The sequence below is a fragment of the Halolamina salina genome (genome assembly GCF_042678005.1).
In the GTDB taxonomy this organism is placed as follows: Archaea; Halobacteriota; Halobacteria; order Halobacteriales; family Haloferacaceae; genus Halolamina; species Halolamina salina.
Genome location: NZ_JBHUDH010000053.1, coordinates 34,409 through 34,974, shown reverse-complemented (window position 1 = coordinate 34,974; position 566 = coordinate 34,409). Strand labels below are relative to the sequence as shown.

At 70.0% G+C, this 566-nt stretch carries 1 protein-coding gene; it reads left to right on the top strand.

Translation table 11 applies throughout. From position 1 onward, the window contains the following. Positions 1-72: 72 nt before the first annotated feature. Positions 73-566 (top strand): GAF domain-containing protein (locus ACFR9S_RS06515; RefSeq protein ID WP_379818302.1); only part of this gene is annotated, 494 nt, incomplete at its 3' end.

Below are 566 nucleotides of genomic sequence, written 5' to 3'. Positions count from 1 at the left end.
GTCGTCCGCCTCGCCGACTCGGCGAACGACGGACTTCGGGTGGCGGCGGAAACCGACCCGGTCGAGGAGCTGATGCCCGAACGGTCGCGCTACGGCGCCGGCGAGAGCATCTCCGGGACCGTCTACGAGGAGGGGAGCCCGCAGATCTCGCTCGACCTCGACGAGGCGCGGTTCGGCGAGGTCAGATCGACCATCTCCCTCCCGTTGGGCGACCACGGCGTCATGAGCGTCGGCTCGACCGCCGCCGACGCGTTCGACGAGGCCGACGTGTCGCTGGCGCGGCTGCTGTCGACGACGGTGACCGCGGCACTCGATCGGGCCGAACGCGAGACGCAGCTTCGCCGTCGGGAGGCGGTGCTCGAATCGGTGCAGGGGATGGTGTTCGTGCTCGACGAGGACCGGCTGGTCGACTACGTCTCGACGCCGCTGGCCGAGCGCCTCGGCGTGAGTCGGGAGGAGATCGTCGGCAAACACGTCGTCGAGTTCGTCGACGTGACGGAGTTCTACGGCGCGGAGAGCCGGCTCCGCGAGGGGGTGTCGGAGCTCTCGCTCGACGTCCACATCGA